This window comes from Acidobacteriota bacterium, assembly GCA_035529075.1.
Lineage (GTDB): Bacteria > Zixibacteria > MSB-5A5 > GN15 > FEB-12 > DATKXK01.
In genome coordinates this window covers 165,298-184,012 of the sequence record DATKXK010000014.1, presented here as the reverse complement: position 1 = coordinate 184,012, position 18,715 = coordinate 165,298, and the positions used below count along the sequence as shown (strand labels likewise).

The following is an 18,715-nucleotide window of genomic DNA, read 5'->3' as shown; positions in this document are numbered from 1 at the left end:
TCTATGAAACGTCACCTGTTGCTCGTAGTCCTGTCCCTTGCGGCCTTCGCGTCCGCCTCCGCGCAGGACGAACGCGTCCGCAACGTCCTCTTCGATACCCTTCGCACCGGCGACGTCCAGCCGACGCCGATTGGCGTGGACGAGATGAAGTACGTCGGCAACCGCTACATCACGGCTGACGACTCCGCCCTGATGCGCTACACTACTACCATCATTCAGCGGGACCTGGATTTCTACGCCGACTTCGATCTCGTGCCGCTCGACAGCTTCTATCTGAAAACCTACGAGATTTTCGAGCTTGATCTGCTCGGCTGGGAACGCCTCGGTGCCGATCTCGTGGTCAAACTCGAGGCCGAGTTCCCCGGCAGGAACCTGCGCGTGGCCTGGAAACTCTTCGAAACCGTGCGTCGACGGCAGGTGGCAAATGGCCGACTGGAATACAACCGCGCCTACTGGCGCGAACTCGGCCATGACATCGCCAACGAGGTAGTCTACAACCTGACGGGCGAACGGGGGATTTTCCGAACGAAGATAGCCTATATCCGAAAGATCGAGGCGGCCAAGGAACTGTTCGTCGCCGATTACGACGGCGCCAACGAGCGACAGCTCACCAGTAACGGGTCCACTAACCTCTCCCCCGCCTTTGCTCCCGACGGCGACGAGCTGTACTTTACGAGCTATGTCGAGGGAGATCCCCAACTTTTCAAAGTGGACATATCCACCGGCGAGGTCACAAAGGTGGCTTCCTTCCCCGGCCTTGTCGCGGCAGCGGCGGTCTCCCCGGATGGCGACAAGATTGCCTGCGTTCTGACCAGGGACGGCAACTCTGAAATCTACCTGATCGATCGGGACGGCCGAATAATCAAGCGCCTCACCCATCACTGGGCAATAGACACCGCCCCCACCTGGTCTCCGGACGGGCGGATGATCGCCTTCAGCTCCGATCGCACGGGCTCGCCGCAGGTTTATATCATGGATGCCTTTGGCCTGAACGTCCGGCGGCTGACTTACCGGGGCGGCTACAACGATTCTCCCGTCTGGTCGCAGCGTGGCGACCGGATAACGTTTGTGAGTCGCGACAAGCGGGGACGTTTCGATCTGGCCTCCACAGACACCTCCGGCACCAGCTACCGTATACTGACAGAACTTGGCATGAACGAGAATCCCCATTTCTCCCCGGACGGTAAGCACATCATCTTCTCGTCCAACCGCCTCGGCCCCCGGGAGGTGTTTACCATGGACATCTCAGGCCGCAATCAGCGCCGTCTCACTCGCTCGGGCGGCTGCTCCAATCCGGACTGGGGGCCGCTCCGCTAAGAAAAGCCTGCCGCCGGCGCGAATAACCCCGTCCCCCGGCAAAAACCCAAAACGCCTCCCCCTTTTTTATTGACCGACTTTTGAGCAATGCGTAGATTCGAGCGATCAGGGATCTGAAAAGAACAAACTGAACAATACCGTGACCCACCAGGGAGGGATCAGGAAGATGAAAAGGCTTCTGTTGGTTTTGATGCTCGGTGCCGCCGTGATATACGCGGCCGGGGTCTCCTGCGGCGGCAAGAAGGAGGTTGTCCCAGAAGTACCGATAGACACAATGCCCGTCGTCGTTGAAGACACGACGACGCCGCCTCCTCAGCCACCTCCTCAGCCACCACCCAAACCGGTGCTGAAGGAGAGTCAGTTCAAGACGGTCTACTTTGACTTTGACAAGTTCAACCTTCGCGCTGACGCCAAGGCGTCACTGGATGCAAACTACGCCCTGCTCAACGAATTCCCGGATGTCATAATCAAGATCGAGGGGCACTGCGACGAGCGCGGTACTATCGAGTACAACCTGTCGCTCGGCGAGAAGCGTGCCAAGTCGGCCCAGGATTATCTGGTCGGCCTCGGCATCACTGCTGCGCGGATCTCGGTGATCAGTTACGGCAAGGAACGCCCGGTCGACGCTGGCCATGATGAAACGGCCTGGGACAAGAACCGCCGGTGCGAGTTTAGAATCATCTCGCAATAGCGACGGCGAGTATAACAGGTATGAGCACGAGGCGAACCAGAAGGATAGCCGTCATCGGCGTGATGGCGGCTGTCTGTTTCGGCCTGGCGGCAAGCGGCTGCATCACGAAGCGAGACATTGAAGAGGTCAAGAATCGGCTTACCGCCATTGAGGACCAGAACCAGCGGACTCTGCGGATGGTCCAGAGTATGGATTCGACCGTAATCACCGGGGCCGAGTCCGACAACCGGCTCCGGAACGAGATCCGCGTCTCCAGCGAGAACATGCAGCAGCAGATCGCGCAGCTTCTGGAAAACTACAACGACCTCATGGCGAGAATCGACCAGATGAACCAGCAGGAGGTGATAAAGCTGCCGCCCAGAAGTTCTCCCGGCTCGCAGTCGGAGGCACAGAATGCCGATACCGCCTCACCGCCTCCGGCGCAGGCGCTCGAGGCTGACTGTATCGCCGCCTACGACGACGCCTTTATTCTGACACGAAACAGCGAATACGAAAAGGCCATCGGCCGCTTCCAGGAATTCCTGCAGTCGTGTGAGAAGCACGAGAACGCTTCCAACGCTCACTACTGGATCGGCGAGTGTTATTACGCCATGGGGGATTTCGCCCAGGCCGTGGCCGAGTTCGAGCTCCTGCTGAATGATTACCCCTCCTCGGCCAAGGTGGCTCCGACCCTGTATAAGCTGGCCCGCTCCAAGCAGGAACTCGGCAAGACCGATGAAGCGCGGCAGTTGTTCCAGAGGGTTATCGAGGAGCACCCCGGCACGCTGGAGGCCGAACAGGCCAAGCAGCGCGTCAGAGATCTCAGATGACAAGCCCACCGGCGCTTAAACTCAGAATCGATTCCCCGATCGGTGAACTCTCAACCGGTCGGGGTTTTTATCAATTGGAAGAAGATACGCTGTACGTGCAGGTAGCGCCCTTCTCCCGCCGGCACCGGTTCTTTTCCTACCTCGAATCGGAATACGTGCGGCTGGATCTGGACATGCACGGGCGGCTGCTGTTCATCGAGGTCTCCCGACCGCGACGGCACTGGCCGGTCCGGGATGGTCTGGCCCTGCCGGCCGACCCTTCACCGGCTGATGTACGATGGCTCGACTTCCGCCGCCGTATGGCCGACCCCAAGCTCATGGCCAATCCCCAACGTACCGCCCTGCTTCTCCGGTTTGCCCGGCTCCCCCGCGCCGTGCGCAGTTATCTCCTTGCCGAATCCGTCGTGGCCGACGTCGCCCAGGACAACTCGCTGGTCGGGATCTGGGTCGGTGACATCGTGGATGACATCGCGGGGCAGTTCATTTCCAGCTTTCGCAAGCAGGTGCGACGCCAGCACCGGGAACAGCATGCCACCTGATAGTGGTTGACAGTCTGCGGCGCCCGGTCGTTAATTGATTCCATGCCAGGTCCCGACAAGAAGGCCGCCGCCGAACACAAGCGGCTGATTCAGACAATCAACTACCATAACCGTTTGTACTACGTCGAGGACAGTCCGACGATCAGCGACGCGGACTTCGACCGGCTCTTTGACAGGCTCCTCGAGCTGGAAAGCCTGTGTCCGGAGCTCGCGACGCCGGACTCGCCGAGTCAGCGAGTGGGCGCCGAACCGTCGAAACGGTTCGAATCGGTTCGTCACCGCCTGCCCATGCTGTCACTGCAGAAAGTCACCAACCGGGAGGAGTTTGCCGACTTCAACCGCCGCGTCACCGAGGGCCTGGCTGAGTCAACCGAGATCGAATACGTCACCGAGCCCAAGCTCGACGGTCTGGCCGTCGAACTCGTGTACGAAGACGGGCTGTATGTCCTGGGCTCAACGCGCGGCGACGGCACCACCGGTGAAAACATCACCGCCAACATCAAAACAATCCGCAACGTCCCGCTGAGGCTTTCGGAAAAGAGCGGGCGCGCCTACCGGCGCCTGGAGGTCCGAGGCGAAGTCATCATACGGCGGTCGGCCTTTAAGCGACTCAACCGCCAGCTGGTTGCGGCGGGAGCGGCCCCGCTGGCGAATCCTCGAAACGGCGCCGCCGGGTCGCTACGGCAGCTTGACCCCAGGGTGACTGCTTCCCGCCCGCTCATTTTCTACGCCTATGGGATCTCGGACACGCGGCTGCCCGGGCTGGCCTCGCAGTCCGACGTAATTGAACTGCTTAAGACAGAAGGCTTTTCGACTAACGAACATATCCGGTTGTTACGCGGCATCGAAAACGTGGCCGCGACATTCCCGGAACTGGAGGCCCGACGGGCGGAGCTCGACTACGAGATCGACGGTATGGTCGTTAAGGTGAACAGCTTCGCCCAACAGGAAGCGCTGGGACAGATATCACGCGCTCCCCGCTGGGCGGTGGCTTGGAAGTTCACGGCCGAACTGGCCGAAACGGTTTTGGAGTCAGTGGAGTTTTCGGTGGGGAGAACCGGCGTGGTAACGCCGGTGGCCAGGCTAAAGCCGGTGCGGGTTTCGGGCGTGACAGTCTCGAGCGCGTCGCTGCACAATGAGGATGACATCAAACGGCTGGATCCCCGACCCGGCGACACGGTCGTCGTCAGGCGGGCCGGAGACGTTATCCCTGAGGTCGTCGAGGTTGTCACGGACAAGCGGCCAAAAGGCAGCCGTAAGGTGGTCTTCCCAAGAAATTGTCCATCGTGTGGCACGACCGTCGTGCGGCCGGAAGGTGAGGCGGCCCATCGTTGTCCTAATGCGGCCTGTCCCGCCCAGCTCGAGGGCCGGCTGTTTCACTTCGCGTCCAAGGCGGGGTTCGACATCGAGGGGCTTGGTGACAAGCTGGCCCGCCAGCTGATACGGGAGAAACTGGTCAGCGACCCGGCCGACCTGTTCTTTCTCACCAGGGAGCAACTGCTCAAGCTCGATCTGATGGCCGACAAGAGGGCGCAGAACCTTCTTGACAACATCGATCGCGCCCGGCACGCCGAACTCCCCCGAATCATCAATGCCCTCGGCATTATCGGGGTCGGTGAGACGGCCTCGCTGCTGCTGGCCGAGTACGCAGGTTCATTCGACAAGCTGGCCACGGCCGATATCCCGGAGCTTACGGAAATCGACGGAATTGGGCCGATAATCGCCCGGAACATCTCCGAATTCTTCGCCGGCGAGGAAAACCGGGGCATGATTGAAAAACTGCGCCGGGGCGGCGTGGCGTTTCCGGAGTACCGGTCGGCAAAGAAGAAAGGCCGGCTGAGCGGCAAGTCAATCGTCATTACCGGCACCCTCTCGCGCCCGCGGGGCCATTTCAGGAAACTGGTCGAGAAAGCCGGAGGAAAAGTAACCGGTTCGGTATCCGGGGCCACCGATTTCCTGCTGTGCGGCGCTGACCCCGGCTCCAAGCTCGACAAGGCGAAGGCGCTCGGCGTTACGGCGATCAATGAAGACGAGTTCGGGCGGTTGCTGTAGGCGAACCGGCCGTCCGGGCCGCTCCGACGGTAGTGTATAAAGGTGAAGGGATATTCTCGAAGGTTCGCTTACGCAGCCCTGGTATACCTCGGGCTGGCCGCCGCCTGTGAAGGGCTGGGCTATCTAACTGATCTCGGTCCCGCCGCCGGGTTTGCCCACCTGCACTTCAATCTACTGGGATTCATTTCCATGGCGGCTTACAGCCTTGCGTATTTCGCACTGCCGTCATTTGCGGGCCGCGCCCTGCGGTACCCTCACTGGATACCGTGGCACTTCTGGCTCGCCAACGTGAGCCTTATCAGTATGGTAACCTGGCGCGGCCTGGAACTCTCTTACGGTTCCGTGGCCTATACCTGGTCGTTCGCCGTTTCGGCGGCGGTTCAGGTGGCAACCGTCGGGCTGTTCGTGGTCCATGTCTGGCTGACCCTGACGCGCCCCGGCCGGGCACAATCAAATGCGCTGGTCCCGCGCCCGAGCCAGGCTCCCGCTGAACGAACGAAGGAGCGACCGACCGACTGATCAGCCGCTCTGGCCGCCGATCTTTTGCTCGAGAGCTTTGACCGCCTTGGCCAGTTGGTTGACCCTGGTTTCCAGCCTCTTCAGGTCATTGTGCCGCGCCCAGTTGAGATCCCTGGCCAGCCTGGAGGCGCTTTTCTGCGCCTTTCCGGCTTCCCTGAGCACCTTGTCCTTGAATTCGCCGGTCGACTTCTCGGCTTTTTCGAGAAGCTCCATGATCGCCTTCTTGCGATCAGACTTGTCAAGATCACCTTTCTTGATAAGGTCGTCGATGATCTTCTCAGCCTTGGCCTTCGTTACCTGCAGGGCGCCGATAGAGGCCAGCACCGTGTTCTTCAAAAGCGACATTGATCTGTCACCTCCCAAATAGATTATCTCCTGCAACAGCTCTCTGGATTCCTTAAGGTCGCGCCATCGGGATGATTCCGCCAGCAATACCCGTCCCAGCACAGCCAGCGTGATGTCGCTCCCGGTGGTCGAGTCGACCACCTTGACGCGGTGGCCTTCCTTGATCATACCGGCAAGATCGGCCTGGGTGATGGTCCGGCTGGCCTGCAAATCGTAAAGCCGCCGGTTTCGATAGCGCTTTATGAGTCGGTAAGCCATGTGTCACCAATATAGTGCACTGCACAATACATGTCAAGAGAAAAAAGTTCCGGTGCCGGCGGCAGCCGTGCCGGTTTACGGATGGCTGGTAGACATGACCACGATATTGACAATCTCCAGCAGCCGTTCGCACGAGAACGGTTTCTTGATGAACATATCGCCGCCTGACTTAAACGATCGTCCCATATCGTCGGTCCGGTCTTTGCCGGTAAGAAAGATGACCGGGACGGCAGCGAGTTTGGGGTCTTTTTTGAGTGCCTGGCAGGTATCATATCCGTCCTGGCCGGGCATCATGATGTCCAGCAGAATGACATCCGGACGGAACTCTCTGGCCTTTTTGATGGCGTTGGTTGAGGCATTTTCAACGGCGACGGTGTACCCGGATTCGGTAAGGAACGTTTCGACAATGTCGGTTATTTCCGGCTCGTCGTCTACCACCAGCACTTTGGCCGTCTTAAGTCTGATTTGGTGCGACATCTGGATTGTTGTAACCTTTTCTACTGTGAAGTCGTTCGTTGTATCGGTCAATGGCGCACATTCCTTTACCCGGTCTCCCCGGACTCATCCAGCGATTGAAGGGTAAGTGCCACCAGGTCAGTAAGTTGCTGCGTGGAGAAGGGCTTCCTCACAAAGGTCAGTCCCCCGTGGGCGAACGACCGGCCGGCGTCCTCGCCGGTCGACCGGCCGGACAGGAAAATCACCGGTACATTCTTCAGGTGAGGCCTCTCCCTGAGCCGCCGTGTAGTCTCGTAGCCGTCCATCTCCGGCATAACGACATCCATAAGGATCAGATCCGGACTCGTCTGCTCCGCGGCGGCCAGTCCCTTGGTCCCGTCCCTGGCGGTCAGGACAGTATGGCCGCATTCGGACAGAATGGTCTTTATAGTCTGCAGGATCGCCTCGTCATCATCGACGACCAGTATAGTTCCGGTGATCCTGGCCTGGTCCGTGCTCATGGGTAGCAAACCATCCTCTTGTCATGCTGACCGGATTACTCGTATGCCCAGCCTTGTTTCCGTATATCGGCGGTCCTGCCCGATAGTTTACGGACAGGTCGCCAGAGCGGCCGTCGCCTCCGGTCAGCCGGGCCAACCGCATGCACACCACCCCCGGCCGGCCTTTTTAGATTGCGATAGTATCCGGCTTCTTCTATCGTGAGCCGATGGTCAAGCAGGACGCCACCGTCAGGATGATTGCCCGGAACCGCAAGGCGCGCTATGACTACCATATAGAGAGCACCGTCGAGGCCGGTCTGGAACTCAGGGGTAGCGAAGTCAAGTCCGTCCGGGAGGGCAAGGTCAATCTGTCCGACGCCTATGCCGTGGTTGAGGACGGGCAGGCAGTGCTGAAGAACCTGCATATATCGCCGTACAAGATGGCGCAGGAAGACCATGACCCGATCCGGCCCCGCCGACTGCTGATGCACAAGCGGGAGATCCGTAAGCTCGCCATCCGTACCCAGCAGCGAGGCATGACCCTGGTGCCGCTGGCCGTGTATTTCCGGGGAGCTTACGTTAAGGTCGAACTGGGGCTCGGCCTCGGCCGTAAGAAGTACGACAAGCGTCAAGCCATCGCCCGCGCTGAAGCCGACCGAAAGATCCGGCGGGCCGTGAGAAAGGACGTCGACAAGTGAAGCCTCCGGCAGGTCGAGTCTACCGAAACCTGGTAAAGCTGCTCCCGATGCTGGTCGTTCTGTTGGCCGCCCGCGCCGGAGCCACCGTCCGGGTGCAGCTGGCCGGCGGGTACGAGGAGATCAACTCTTTCACGGACGGCGGGACCGAGTACATATCGCTCTCTGAGCTGGCGGATATCCTCGGCGGCAGTCTCGGCTGGGAGACCATCGGCCACGAGGTCAGGTTCAAGGACATATCGTACCGCTTCGACTTCCTGATTGAATCCCCTTTCTTCAAGCTCAGTGACAGCGTGTACAACATGACGTACCCGGCCCGATTCAAAGAGGGTCAGTTGTACGTTCCGGCAGAGACGTTTCTTCCCTTCCTGGACAGGGTCAACGACAGGAAGATCACCTGGGACGCTCGGTCCCGGTTCGTGCGGGTGGATGCCGAGTACTTCAACGTCACCGACATCTCGTTCTCTCCCAAAGCCAACGGGCTCCTTATCGAGATCCACCTGACCACCGCCCTGCCTTACGAGGTATTTATGACGGAGGGCAATTGGGTCAACGTCTCCATCCGCGATGGCCTGCTGAACCGGTCGCGCCTTCTCTCCCGCATCGACAAACGGTACATGTATCGTCTGGAAGCCCACCAGGTCGAGAGCACGGGTCAGGTGTCGATTCGCCTCAAGCGCAACGTCGAGAAATGGCACGACAAGCTCGTCCAGGATCCGCCGCGCATACAGATTTCGATAGCCGACGTCGACTTCCAGCTAGACACGGCCGACACCAATCCGGTTCTCGGTCCCGATGACAAGATCGACGTCATAGTCATCGATCCCGGGCACGGCGGCAGGGATTACGGTGCCATCGGCCCCAGGGGAACGCGCGAAAAGGACGTTGCCCTGAGGATCGCCCGCGAACTGGCCGGGCTGATCCGAAAGGACAAGGAATTCAAGGTGATCATGACCCGGGATCGGGATCGGACGGTCAGCCTCCAGGATCGTGCCGATGTCGCCAACAGGGCCGGGACCGACCTGTTCATATCGATTCACGCCAATGCCTCGCCCAACCAACAGGTCCGGGGGTGGAATGTCTTCTTCCTGGCCCCGGCCCGTAACGACTCAGCCCGCGCCGTCGAGCAACTGGAAAACAGCTACTTCCTGCGCGAGCTTTCGGCCTTCGAGGCGCACACCGAGGGACAATCCGCTTCGGACGGCTTCGATCCCGTTATCAGCATTCTCAACGAGATGATCATGACGGAATTCCAGGTGGAATCGCACGACTTTGCCATGATGGTGAACCGTGAGTTTCGCCGTTTCAGCAGTACGCCGGCTCGCGGCATCGATCAGGCCGGGTTCTTTGTGCTCAACAAGGTGTTCGCGCCGTCGGTGCTGGTGGAATCGGCTTTTATCTCCAACAAGACGGACGAACAGCTGTTGCGAGACAAGAAATACCAGCGCAACATTGCCACCGGCCTGTATGACGCCATCAAGCGGTTCAAGGCCAAGTACGAGAGTCTCTGATCGATCCGAACAGGTATAAACGCGGGAGGACACAAGCAGGTATGGACGCGCCAATCGGCATCTTTGACTCGGGAGTGGGGGGCCTGACAGTGGCACGCGAGGTGTTCAAGCTGCTGCCGGCCGAGGATATCGTGTACTTCGGCGACGTGGGGCGTTACCCCTACGGCGGTCGGTCCCGGGAGATCATCACGAAGTTCACCGCCCAGGACATCTCGTTCCTGATGGAGCACAAAGTCAAATTCATCATTTGCGCGTGCAACACCGCCTCCGCGGTGGCGCTCGACGAGATTGCCCGTAAATTCCCGGTCAAAATGGTCGGCGTGATCAGACCGGGTGCGACGGCGGCCGTGGACGGCACCACAAACGGACGCATCGGCGTCATCGGAACACACGCCACCATCAGCTCCAACGCCTATGCGCGGATGATCCACGAAATCAGCCCCGATCTGAAAGTCTTCTCACTGGCCTGCCCCTTGTTTGTCCCCCTGGCCGAGGAAGGTTACATCGACAAGGAAGCCACGTACCTGATAGCGCGTGACTATCTCCAGACCATGCACGACGTCGGTATCGACACCCTCATCCTCGGATGCACCCACTACCCCCTGCTCAAACACGTCATTGCCGACGTCATGGGAGACCGTATCACGCTGATCGACAGCGGCGAAGAGGCTGCCCGGGCCGCGTATCAGGTCCTGGCCGAGGACAACCTGCTGACGCCACGCACGTCGCAGAAACCGGCCCCCGAGGGAGAGCATAAGTTCTTCGTGTCCGACGTCCCCGAGAAATTCTCGCAGGTTGCCACGCGGTTTCTCGGGAAGGTGGTGGAGAAAACTACGAGAGTGGATATCAACGCGTATTGAAGTGCCGTCGACCGCCCCATGCAGCTCGTTCTGGCGACAAATAACCCCGACAAGGTCAGGGAGATAACGCAACTTCTTGGCGACCTGCCGGTCACTATCCTGACCGCCGACGATTACCTCGAATTCCCGGAGGTCGCGGAAACCGGAACCACGCTGGAAGAGAACGCTGTTCTCAAGGCCAGAACGGTCGCCGAATTCTGTGAACATCCGACCCTGGCCGACGACTCCGGTCTACAGGTGGACGCCCTGGGCGGCGCTCCGGGTGTCCTCTCATCCCGCTTTGCCGGAGAGGGTTGTACGTACCGCGACAACAACGAGAAGCTGTTACGGGAACTTGAGGGCGTCCCCGCCGAGCGCCGCACCGCACGTTTCCGTTGCGTGATCGCCATCGCCTGGGACAGCGAGGAAGTCCAGACCGTTGAAGGGACGGCGGAGGGCCGCATAACAGAGGACATCGCCGGGGCCGAGGGGTTCGGGTACGATCCGGTCTTTTACTATCCCCCGAAGCAAAAGCGCTTCTCGGACATGACGCTGGAAGAAAAGAACCTCGTCAGCCACCGGGGCAAAGCGTTGCAGGAAGCCCGTTCCTTGATAATCGAACGGCTCAACGCCATGCGAGCTTGAAGATGAGCCCGGACTGACTTTCCGGCAAGACTCCGGCCTAAACCCCGGCTGCCACGGCTTTGGCTACATCGAGCGTAGAATTGGTGCCACCCATGTCGTAAGTGCGGATCCTGCCTTCCCTGATCACGCCGGCGATGGCCTTCTCCAGGGTGTCGGCACTGGCCGTCTCCCCCAGCCATTCCAGCATCAGCTTGACCGACAGGAGCATAGCCATCGGGTTGACTTTGTACTGCCCGGCGTATTTGGGCGCCGATCCGTGGGTCGGTTCGAAGACCGCGTAGTCGTCACCAATATTGCCGGAGGCGGCAAAACCAAGGCCGCCGACCAGTTGCGCACACAGATCGGAGACTATATCCCCGAACATGTTCGAGGTGACAAGGACACTGTAGTCCAGCGGGTTCTTGATCAACCACATGCACATGGCGTCGATGTTGGTTTCCCACAATTCGATACCGGGGTAATCCCGGGCCACCTCGCGGGCCGTGCGAACGATCAATCCCGACGTCTCGCGGATGACGTTCGGTTTCTCGACGACGGTGACGTTCTTGCGCCCGGTCTTTTTCGCGTATTCGAAGGCGTCGGTGATGATGTTCCGGCTGGCGTTTCGGGTAACGATGCGCAGCGATATCGCCATGTCTTCGCCCGGTACACGGTCGAAGCGGGCCATTTTCTTGTTGTGTTTCTTCAGGACGTCGCGCACTTCGTCCGGGACGGGGTGAAACTCCACGCCGGAGTATAAATCCTCGGTATTCTCGCGGAACACGACAATGTCGATACCGCCTTTGTAGTTGAGCGGGTTGCCTTCGTATGCCCTGCAGGGGCGGAGGTTGGTGCGGAGGTTCAGCTCCTGCCGCATGCGGACTATCGGCGAGGCGTATACGTGCCCCTTACCCTGAAGCTCCGGGATGAGGTCCTTCTGGGCCTCCTCTTTAGGGCGCGACGTGATGGCTCCAAAAAGGGCACAGTCGGTGTTTCTCAGCAGGTCGAGGGTGCGGTCGGGCAGCGGGTTGGCTTCCCGTTTCCAGAATTCCCAGCCGACGTCGCCGGGGATATACTCGGCGTCAAGCCGGATTGCGTCCAGAACGATTCTGGCCGCTTCCATGACGTCGTTACCGACACCATCACCGGGTAGCCAGGCGATCCGATACTTGGCCATCAGGGTAGCTCCTGTTTCTTATATGGTCACAGTCAGGTTAAAGAGATGACTTGTCCCCAGGTCGTTTGTGTACGGTACGAAAGCGTAGTCAAAAGTGAAGTTGTGCCGGGTGAACGACGCCCCGGCCGTGAAGTTCTTCGAATCATAGTTGAACATGTAGCCCGAGCGGATGGATAGACTCTCGTGCAGGACCGCCTCGGCCCCGGCGTGGACATGTACCTTCTCTTCCAGCATCACCACGTCCACGGCCCCGAGATACCGGTCGTAGCGGTACGAGCCGCCGGCACGGTAGGTCGTCGGCAGGGCAATATCTTCGCTGGACGGATTACCGTCGAGCTTAAGATTGAAATCACAGCCGTTATTGACGACCGAGGCGCCGACTACGATTACCGGCGTGATCCTGTACAACAGGCCTGCGTCGACGTTGAACGCCGACCCGCGCCAGGCCCCGATCTTCTCCATGAACCAGCCCACGGCAAAGCCGGCGCTGAACCGTTCAGTGTACCGGTAAGCCAGCCCGGCCTTGAACGAAATGTCCCTGGCCTCGAAAACGACGTCCGGCTCGGCCGATGGTGCGGACCGGCCCTCGATATCGTCCACCGAGGCAAACCGGAACCCGCCGTGAAGGTACGTTCGGCTGCTCAGCGGGGCCACGGCGTAGCCGGTCTCGAGGCGTACGTTGGTCCAGTAGGTGTTGTGACCAAGCGAAGCGACAAACCGTTCGGTCATGACGGCCCCCGCCGGATTGTACGCCGGAGCGTTCGGGTCGCCGGTGACTGAAACAAACGCCCCGCCCATCCCTGATGGACGGGCCGCCGGCTCAACCTTCATCAGCGCCAGCCCGAGCTGGGCCTGCACCTCGGCAGCCCCGGTCAGGCAAATGACGAGTAAGAACGTCAAACACGATGCGCGTATCCGTACCATCCAAACGAGCCCTTAGAATTGCACGTCGAACGAGAAGATGTGCTCCGAACCTTCATCGGCTTTATCGGTAGTAAAAGCGTAATCAATCAGCAGAACCCGGCTGCCGAGCCGAAACATGTAACCGGTGCCGGCCGTGAACCGCCCGTCGGAGTAACCGGAGCGAAGGGCAAACTCTTCGGACACGTAGAATTCAGCGCCGGCATGTAATTGAGTGCCCTGCTTTTCATTTTTCAGGACGTCGGCGGCCAGCAGCAGCCTGCGATCTGCGAAGCGACCGGCGGCGCCAAGACCGAACTCCAGGGGGACGTCGTCATCACGTTCCGAACCCGTGGCGTTCGTCGTATACTTGGCGAGGTAGGTCTCCGAGTTCCACGAATATCTTTTGGACACGTTCTTGAACGTCAGGCCGACCTGGATATCCTTCACCGGCAGCTCCTCGCGTTTTTCGCGGTCGAACAGCTGATCAACATAGAACATCAGGCCGAAATCGAAGCCGACCGAAGCGGCGTTGATTTCGGGCATCGTTGAGTACAGGTAGCCGAGATTGATACCAAAGGCCAGGTAGCGTTCAAACCGTTTGGCGAACACGGCCGCAAACTGGTGGTTGTTGTTGCTGATATCCCTTCCCAGGAGGTCACCGTCGGAATCCCTCGCCTCGACCGAGCCCGATCCGGCATACAGCCAGTGGGCCCCGACCACGGCGCTGCCCTGAACCGGAAACATGACGGTGATGTAGCCCAGGGACCGGTCCAGTTTCATCGCCCGATACGAACTTCCGACCAGAGGTCGCTTGAGATTGGCCAGCCCGGCCGGGTTGAAAAGCGGAGCCGCACCGTCGTCGGAAACCGCAAGATAGGCTCCCCCCATGGCCGTCGGGCGCGCTCCCGCCGGTACCTGGAAAAAGGCTCCGGCATACCCGCCGTCGCCCTCGGCCGACCGCCCCGGGCAGGCCCAGAGTACGCCGATAAGCACCGCGCTGACAAGGATTCGGTAATTCATCTCTTCTCCCTTACGGCATAACGGCCAGTTTGCCCCAGCGTTCCTCGCCGGATCCGGATCGAACCTTAAAGTAGTAGACTCCGACCGCAACAATGTCACCCCTGCCGTTTCGTCCGTCCCAGATGATCCCCTGGGACGATTCGCCCGGATAGATGCCTGCCTCGTAAAACACGTGGTCGATGGGCCTGGCCACGAGGTTCATGGCGAAATCATATATCTCCACCGTGACGTAGCCCGCCTCCCTGACCGGGAAATGAAAGTCCACCGTCTGCCCGTTATCGCGACCGGGGCTGAACGGCACCGGGAACGCGTAAACCTGGTCCGCGGAGTCAACCTTTCGAATCAGGCGGTTGTCAAGGAAAGGGCTCAGCGACAGGCGTACGGTGCCGTCGTCGGTGCCTACCCAGAGAAACGTGTCCAGGGCCTCGACGGCCAGCACCGTAGTTCCCGGGTCAACGAGCTGCTCGCCGGTGGATTCGTTCACCAGCGGCACCCGGACGCTTGACCCCAGGACGGCCGGGCCGATATCCAAAAACAGGCCTGCATCGGTCCCGGAGAACGTGGAATCACCGACAAACTCGAAATTCCAGGCGAAGTTGCTCGTATCGACGGCCTGCCAGCGGACGCTGTATCCCACCGTGTCGACCGAGATCGTGTCGCCCGTGACCGTGTCGACAACGGTGACCACCTCCGGCTTGGTGAACCTCCCAACCGAACGGCCGCCCGCAAAGCCGTCCGTGACCTGCCTTCCCGATGCCCAGACATGGGCGACCCCCGCATCGCCGTACTTTACACCCAGGGCGGGAATGAAATCACCCGTCAGGCCGTAAGTGGAATCATCAAAATTCAGGCTGGACTGGAACGTATGATTGATAACAAAGTCGGATTTGAGCGTGTCCAGATTGGGGCGCACAATCGTGAACGTCAGCCCGCCGTCTAAAGAGTAGGCAAAGCCGTTGTGGCTGCCGAAGAGAACCGTATCCCCCCGCAGTTCCATGACCGTGACCGTGTCGTCGTCGAGTCTGTCCCGAACCACACCATACTCGTCCACCTGCCGGACCGTGAAGGGATTTTCCGGGTTCTGGCCGGTGGTCGTGAAGCGGACGCTGACGCCGTTGAAATAGCCGGTCACGAAAGCCGTGACTCCGAAAAAGTTGACGTCGAACACCGGGGCTCCCACCTGCAGGTGGGCCCAGACCGTCGTAGTGTCGTTGGCGATGGTGTCAATGACCAATCCGCGGCGACCCACCATAGGCTGACCGGCCGGCGAGAGCGGGCGATGTATCGTCCAGATGATCGTCGAGTCCACGTTGTCAAGGGTATCGGTAAAGACCTGCGTCTTGACGCGAATGATTCTGCTCGAGCTGCTGTCACCTTCCGGAAACGGCGTAAGGCTGCTGGAATCGACATTCCCCACGGCATCCATAAACAGGGCCGCGAGACCGGCATCGGTTCCAAGCAGCAGCGTGTCCTCCTTGACGTTGAGGGCGTTCACGGTGTTCACGTCGGGCGCCGTGAGCGTGTCGAGGGGAACGGGATTCCATGACAGTCCGTCGTCCAGCGAGACGAACAGTCCGGCTGTCTGGGCGGCCAGGTACAAACGCCCGTTCATGAGCGTGAAGTCCGAGATAACGCGATCAGGGCCGACCACGCCCGGCAGCGTTACCGGCGAGAAGGAGTCTCCGACGTCGGTCGAGACGGCCAGACCGGCCGAGGCACCTGACCCGGTGTCGACGGTTCCGACCAGCAGGTTGCCGCCGACGTCGATAAGAGCCGATACGAACGACCCGGGAAGGCCGTCCACGTCTTTAAACCGCGTTTCATACGGCCCGCCGGTCAGCCTCCCCCGGCTGAAGCCGTTGTCCCCGGCGACAAACAGGATACCGCCGACGGCGCTGTCAGAGCAGGTATCGCAGAAGGCCAGCCGGTTCACGCGGCGAGAATACAGCTTCTCCCGAGGCGTGACGAAGACGTACTGGTACACGCCGTTGGCCGTTCCGTTCCACAGCACGAGAGTGTCGGCATGCGACGTATCCACGGCACACGAGAAGTTCCGGTTGGCGTAAGAAGGAGCACCGCCCGAATAGTACTGCACCGAGTCCATCGCTGACGGGTAGATCCGTCGCCAGTGCATACCCCCGTCCTGGGAAGCCAGAAGGCCGCCGGCAAAGGCGGAAAAGAACAGCCATTCGGTGGGGGCCGGGTCCGCCAGGTGATTGAAAAAGCCGGAGTCGATATGGCCGGTAACGTCGTACACCGTTCGGTCCCCGCCCCATACGAACGGTATGTCCAGGCCCGACGGTCCGAAGTTGATCTGCGTCCACGTCTCACCGTTGTTGTCACTGAAGGAAAGGCCGTCCGAAATGGAGAATAGCTGCTCTTTTATCAACTCGTAGTGAAGAGATCCCGCCCAGAGCCGACCGCCCACTGAAAACAGCGCCGAGATAACATCGCTGACCAGGCCGTCGCGGGCGTCGCGGATAAACCAGGTCTGACCGCCGTCAAACGAGAAGTTCACGCCCTTCCCGGTGGCCAGCCAGATGCCCACGGAATCGGCGGAGAGACCGTGCCGCAGGGCCTCAAGGGCCGTATTGCTGGCTACACCCGTTGCCGGAGAGGCGTTCAATTCAAAATGGTCAGCAACCTCCCCGACGGCCGCCGGAGCCAGGAGCAGGAAAAGTGCGCAAAGCTTCACAACAGTTTTCACAGTGTACTCCAGGTAAAAAAAGACCCGTCGCCGGGAGCAGTTTTTACGCGGTTTGGTCGTGTCAAGGCCGTTTCATGCCGTATTTACCGGTCGGGCGGCGCTGGCACTGCCGTGCGTTGACCGGCCCGGGATTTGATGCTGGGGAACATAACCAAAACGGCTGTTCAAGGCAAGGCCTTTAGAGCGTCCGCGACCGGCAGTCTCATAGTCTTACCCGCCACGGGCCTTGAGGTTCCGTCACGCCGCCATGGCGCTCCTCGTTTCGTATACCGTCAGGGAAACAATCGACGTGGGGCGGGTAGAAATAATGAATTGACACCCAGGAGAGCCGTACATATATAGTCAGGCGTACTCAATTGCGACAAGGAAAGGCCGTCCATGACCAGAAGATCCCTCCTGCCAATCTTCCTTTGTGTTGTTGTCACCGTGGCGCTCACCGTTCCCGGGTGCGACGAACTGGTTACCGAGGTGACCGAAGTTACGATCGCCGGGCACCCGACGGCGGAATTCGGCGTCGATATCGACTCCGGCTGTGTGCCGCTGACGGTGACTTTTCAGGATCTGTCGGACGGCCCGCGAACCGGCTGGCTGTGGGACTTCGGCGACAGCACAACCTCGACCGACACCAATCCCGTCCACACGTATGACAGCGCCGGTGTGTACACGGTTATGCTGACGCTGGAACATGAGCCGACGGAAGGCGAGGATACGGAGATCAAGAAACGATTTATTATCGCGGGCCAGTCAATCGCCGACTTCGTACCGTCGGTCGATTCAGGGTGTCCCGGTCTCGAGGTCACTTTCACTCCGGTGCAGTATGGTGGCATTACCGCCTGGGATTGGGATTTCGGTGACGGCGAATCATCCAACGACTCGGTTCCGGTCCACGTGTACGATACCGTCGGCCAGTACAGCGTGACTCTGACGGTCGACGGCGCCTGCGGCCAGACCATCCTTACGGACTCCAATTTGATCCAGATTACGGATTGCCCGGTCGTGCAGTTTGCCGCCGACCCGGTTTCCGGATGCCGACCCCTGATAGTAGCGTTCTACGACTCCAGCGAAGCCGGCCAGGATCACGCCATCACCGGTCGGTCGTGGAGTTTCGGGGACGGCGGCACCTCAACCGACCAGAACCCCGTCTGGACGTACGAAGACTCCGGCACGTACACGGTTACGCTGGAAGTGACCAGCACCGGCGGCGTGTCCATCGACTCGATGGTCGACCTCATCACGGTGTATGACAGCACCCAGGCCGCCTTTTCGGCGGCCAGCCCGACCGCCGGCTGCATATCTGACTTTCAGCAGTTTGTCGTCAAGTTCCAGGATGAATCGGTCGGCGGAATCACAAGCTGGACGTGGGACTTCGGTGACGGCACGTTTTCCAACGACACCAGTCCCGCCCACGCCTTCATGACGCCGGGCAGGTATACAATCATCCTGGAAGTCGACGGTCCCTGCGGCCAGGACGAACGCACGGCAGCCGACCTTGTCGTCCTGTCCGATACGCTGCAGACCGTGTCGTTCAGCATCTCACCCACCACCGGCACCACGGACGACGTTTTCACCTTCACCGACCTGTCGCCGGGCGTAGTCCTCGGTCGAGACTGGGTCTTCGGCGACCCCGCGAACACCGGAACGGACAGCATCGAAACGTTTCAGTTTACATCCGCCGGTTCACACGAGATACGGCTGACCATCAGCAATGACTGCGGTCAGGTAGAAGACGTGGATACGGTAGTGGTGACGGCACCGTAAGAGTTAGCCAGGAGAA

At 60.0% G+C, this 18,715-nt stretch carries 18 protein-coding genes; 11 read left to right on the top strand and 7 right to left on the bottom strand.

What is annotated here, in order from left to right:
- The first annotated feature begins 3 nt into the window (after positions 1–3).
- The 6 genes from tolB to VMY05_08360 all read left to right on the top strand — a co-directional run bounded on the left by tolB (position 4) and on the right by VMY05_08360 (position 5,927).
- Complete coding sequence (tolB, locus tag VMY05_08385) at positions 4–1,317, top strand: Tol-Pal system beta propeller repeat protein TolB (protein HUV31087.1); 1,314 nt, start codon at positions 4–6, stop codon at positions 1,315–1,317.
- 166 nt (positions 1,318–1,483) lie between these two features.
- Complete coding sequence (pal, locus tag VMY05_08380; GenBank protein ID HUV31086.1) at positions 1,484–2,008, top strand: peptidoglycan-associated lipoprotein Pal; 525 nt, start codon at positions 1,484–1,486, stop codon at positions 2,006–2,008.
- Between the two features lie 20 nt (positions 2,009–2,028).
- Entirely contained in the window at positions 2,029–2,817 is a 789-nt protein-coding gene (gene ybgF, locus VMY05_08375) for a tol-pal system protein YbgF (GenBank protein HUV31085.1), read from the top strand.
- Positions 2,814–3,356 carry a hypothetical protein gene (locus tag VMY05_08370; protein ID HUV31084.1) on the top strand — a complete coding sequence of 181 codons (543 nt, stop codon included), beginning with the start codon at positions 2,814–2,816 and terminating at the stop codon, positions 3,354–3,356. Before ybgF ends, VMY05_08370 begins: the two co-directional genes overlap by 4 nt.
- A 42-nt stretch (positions 3,357–3,398) precedes the next feature.
- A complete protein-coding gene (gene ligA / locus VMY05_08365) occupies positions 3,399–5,408 on the top strand; it encodes an NAD-dependent DNA ligase LigA (GenBank protein ID HUV31083.1) in 2,010 nt (669 codons plus the stop codon).
- 42 nt (positions 5,409–5,450) lie between these two features.
- Positions 5,451–5,927: a hypothetical protein gene (locus VMY05_08360; protein HUV31082.1), complete on the top strand. Its 477-nt coding sequence runs from the start codon at positions 5,451–5,453 to the stop codon at positions 5,925–5,927.
- Here the strand turns inward: VMY05_08360 and VMY05_08355 are convergent, their stop codons facing one another.
- From VMY05_08355 to VMY05_08345, 3 genes are all read right to left on the bottom strand, one after another.
- Positions 5,928–6,530 (bottom strand): polyhydroxyalkanoate synthesis regulator DNA-binding domain-containing protein, encoded by a 603-nt coding sequence (locus VMY05_08355; protein ID HUV31081.1) that lies wholly within the window; start codon positions 6,528–6,530, stop codon positions 5,928–5,930.
- A 75-nt stretch (positions 6,531–6,605) separates the two neighbouring features.
- Complete coding sequence (locus VMY05_08350; GenBank protein HUV31080.1) at positions 6,606–7,007, bottom strand: response regulator; 402 nt, start codon at positions 7,005–7,007, stop codon at positions 6,606–6,608.
- A 65-nt stretch (positions 7,008–7,072) separates the two neighbouring features.
- Positions 7,073–7,486, bottom strand: coding sequence for a response regulator (locus tag VMY05_08345; GenBank protein HUV31079.1), 414 nt, complete (start codon positions 7,484–7,486; stop codon positions 7,073–7,075).
- A 206-nt stretch (positions 7,487–7,692) separates the two neighbouring features.
- On the opposite strand from VMY05_08345, the gene smpB reads away from it, so the two are divergent.
- Genes smpB through VMY05_08325 form a run of 4 tightly spaced genes read left to right on the top strand, consistent with a single transcriptional unit; the run spans position 7,693 to position 11,155 of the window.
- Complete coding sequence (smpB, locus tag VMY05_08340; protein ID HUV31078.1) at positions 7,693–8,163, top strand: SsrA-binding protein SmpB; 471 nt, start codon at positions 7,693–7,695, stop codon at positions 8,161–8,163.
- Positions 8,160–9,671, top strand: a complete 1,512-nt coding sequence (locus VMY05_08335; GenBank protein ID HUV31077.1) for an N-acetylmuramoyl-L-alanine amidase — start codon at positions 8,160–8,162, stop codon at positions 9,669–9,671. Before smpB ends, VMY05_08335 begins: the two co-directional genes overlap by 4 nt.
- 41 nt (positions 9,672–9,712) lie before the next feature.
- Positions 9,713–10,531, top strand: a complete 819-nt coding sequence (gene murI / locus VMY05_08330) for a glutamate racemase (GenBank protein HUV31076.1) — start codon at positions 9,713–9,715, stop codon at positions 10,529–10,531.
- A gap of 18 nt (positions 10,532–10,549) precedes the next feature.
- Positions 10,550–11,155 carry an XTP/dITP diphosphatase gene (locus tag VMY05_08325; protein HUV31075.1) on the top strand — a complete coding sequence of 202 codons (606 nt, stop codon included), beginning with the start codon at positions 10,550–10,552 and terminating at the stop codon, positions 11,153–11,155.
- Between the two features lie 37 nt (positions 11,156–11,192).
- On the opposite strand, the gene VMY05_08320 is transcribed toward VMY05_08325, so the two are convergent.
- Genes VMY05_08320 through VMY05_08305 form a run of 4 tightly spaced genes read right to left on the bottom strand, consistent with a single transcriptional unit; the run spans position 11,193 to position 16,941 of the window.
- The gene (locus VMY05_08320; GenBank protein ID HUV31074.1) at positions 11,193–12,311 is read right to left on the bottom strand and encodes an isocitrate/isopropylmalate dehydrogenase family protein; all 1,119 of its coding nucleotides are present in this window, start codon (positions 12,309–12,311) and stop codon (positions 11,193–11,195) included.
- A gap of 18 nt (positions 12,312–12,329) precedes the next feature.
- Entirely contained in the window at positions 12,330–13,211 is an 882-nt protein-coding gene (locus VMY05_08315) for a PorV/PorQ family protein (protein HUV31073.1), read from the bottom strand.
- A gap of 36 nt (positions 13,212–13,247) precedes the next feature.
- Positions 13,248–14,234, bottom strand: coding sequence for a PorV/PorQ family protein (locus VMY05_08310; GenBank protein HUV31072.1), 987 nt, complete (start codon positions 14,232–14,234; stop codon positions 13,248–13,250).
- A gap of 10 nt (positions 14,235–14,244) precedes the next feature.
- Complete coding sequence (locus VMY05_08305; protein ID HUV31071.1) at positions 14,245–16,941, bottom strand: hypothetical protein; 2,697 nt, start codon at positions 16,939–16,941, stop codon at positions 14,245–14,247.
- Between the two features lie 378 nt (positions 16,942–17,319).
- Between VMY05_08305 and VMY05_08300 the strand changes: the two genes are divergently transcribed.
- Positions 17,320–18,699: a PKD domain-containing protein gene (locus tag VMY05_08300; GenBank protein HUV31070.1), complete on the top strand. Its 1,380-nt coding sequence runs from the start codon at positions 17,320–17,322 to the stop codon at positions 18,697–18,699.
- Positions 18,700–18,715 lie beyond the last annotated feature (16 nt).